The sequence below is a fragment of the Petrotoga sp. 9PW.55.5.1 genome, from assembly GCF_003265365.1.
GTDB lineage: Bacteria > Thermotogota > Thermotogae > Petrotogales > Petrotogaceae > Petrotoga.
Map to the genome: position 1 here is coordinate 1 of NZ_AUPM01000067.1, position 2,254 is coordinate 2,254.

The 2,254-nt window shown below is 33.0% G+C and carries 2 protein-coding genes; both read left to right on the forward strand.

Going from position 1 to position 2,254, the window contains the following annotated elements:
- The first annotated feature begins 204 nt into the window (after positions 1 to 204).
- On the forward strand, positions 205 to 576 hold the full coding sequence (locus PW5551_RS09770; protein WP_113075588.1) for a hypothetical protein: 372 nt from the start codon (positions 205 to 207) through the stop codon (positions 574 to 576).
- Positions 527 to 1,240 (forward strand): hypothetical protein, encoded by a 714-nt coding sequence (locus tag PW5551_RS09775; RefSeq protein WP_113075589.1) that lies wholly within the window; start codon positions 527 to 529, stop codon positions 1,238 to 1,240. The genes PW5551_RS09770 and PW5551_RS09775 overlap by 50 nt, the downstream gene beginning before the upstream one ends.
- Positions 1,241 to 2,254 lie beyond the last annotated feature (1,014 nt).

A 2,254-nucleotide genomic window follows, 5' to 3' on the forward strand; every position in this document is an offset into this window, starting at 1 on the left:
ATTCAGAATAAGTGAAATGAAANNAGAATNATATANNATACATAATAAAATAATAATATATATATATATATTATTTCAAAAAATTTTTTGCTTAGTTTTACTTCACACAAAAAATGTCTAAATTTTACAAAACAGACAAATATTTTGCGGATATTAATTATAGGGAAAGAAAAAATCTTACACAAAAAACTATGAGGTGATACCATGAACATTTACGAACTGCTAAACAACTTCTTTGAAGAAGATAAAACAAGCAAACTTTCTTCTTCTTCCACAAAGTTATATTTTTTCTTAATTTACCAAGCAAACAAACTATTTTGGGAAGGCCCATTGATACTTTCAATTAGACACTTATCGATTTCTCTAAAAGTTGACAAAAACACAGTAGTAAAATCCTTAAAAGAATTATACAAAAGAAAACTAATAACCTACTACCCATCAGAATACTTCCAAAAAGCTAATCATACTTCTATTTGGTTTCCACAACCCAGTTTAAAAACAAAAAATAATAAAGAGGTGAAAAAAGTTGCCAACCTATCAACAACCAAAAACAACAAATACACAAAATATTTCTAAGAACAAATGCCCTTGCACCAAAGCAAACAACTGCCCTACCAATGGAATAATTGAAAATATCTTTTGCAGCAAATACTCAAATTACTTAAAAGCCATCAGTTACTTCAACGATGTTGCACCAAAAATATATTCCAACGTTTCTTTTACAAATTTTAAAACAACCAGCTCAATCCTAGAAAAAGCACTCAATAAAATCATTCACTATGTAGATAACAAATTATGGCAAAAAGGAAGTGGTTTAATCTTATACGGAGGATACGGAACAGGCAAAACCAGGTTGGGATACACAATCCTAAAAGAAATAGCAACTATGGGTGGCATAATAGGGGTAATAGATGTATTACATGACTTTGAAACCTTTGAGCAAGCAAACGAATCACTAAAAGCAGCATTGAAATCACAAGTAATTTTAATTGATGACCTTGGAGCAAAAACATACAACTGGATAAACGATAAAATAAGATTAATAACAGATGAAGCAAACAGAAACCAAAAAAGCCTGATAATCTCAACAAACATGAACCCAAAAGAACTAATAAGCTCACTAGAATTAAGAACAGCATCAAGACTAACAGAACTAATCCCCCAACAAGCGATAATATATCTAGGAGAAGAAGATTTTAGAATTCACAAACGCCAGGAAAAAGAAAAAGAGTGGAATTAGCTTAAATTCCCCTTTTTGAAGGGGTGGATGCAGCGTTTTATGCTGCAGACGGGGTAGTCGGTTCTATTCCCCTTCCTCGAAGGGGTGGATGCGGCGCTTTGTGCTGCAGACGAGGTAGTCGGTTCTATTCCCCTTCCTCGAAGGGGTGGATGCAGCGTTTTATGCTGCAGACGGGGTAGTCACTCTTTAATTTGCTAAAAGCAAATTGATTCACTCACAGTATACTACTAAAGTATACACCACAACAAAAACAAAACTAATTTTCCCACTCAAACACCACAAAACATCGAATTATCCGGCAATAAAACAAGCTCTTGCAAAAAGGTATACGAAATAGTATACACCTCAAAAACCCCATATTTTTAACTAAAACATCAAACATAAACACCACCAAACAACGATACACAGTAAAATATAAACGCTTCACATCTCAGCTTATCCTTAACTTTTATACCCATTTCACCAAAAAAGTCTATCGGAGATAACATAAGTATACCATTTTTATCTTTCTCAGATGAGCTGTTGAAATTAAAATTTACCTCAAAAAGGGGAATTTAAGCTAATTCCCCTTCCTCGAAGGGGTGGATGCAGCGTTTTATGCTGCAGACGGGGTAGTCACTCTTTAATTTGCTAAAAGCAAATTGATTCACTCACCGTATACTACTAAAGTATACACCAAAACAAAAACAAAACTAATTCTCTCGCTAAAACAACACAAAACACCAAAATATCCGGCAATAAAACAGTCTCTCCTAAAAAGGTATACAAAATAGTATACACCTCAAAAACCCCATATTTTTGACTAAAAAATCTAACACAAACGCCATCAAACAACAACTAACACAAAAAAGTAACGAATTCAATCTCGATTTTTCCCTCAACTTTTATACTCATTTTACCAAAAAAGTCTATCGGAGATAACATAAGTATACCATTTTTATATTTCTCGGATGAGTTGCTGAAAATGAAATTCTCCTTCCTCGAAGGTGGAAATATAATAAAAATTCGCCTTCT

What these genes read in the sequence shown, in the direction of transcription:
- PW5551_RS09770 (WP_113075588.1), top strand. Translation starts at nt 205, where the DNA reads ATGAACATTTACGAACTGCTAAACAACTTCTTTGAAGAAGATAAAACA.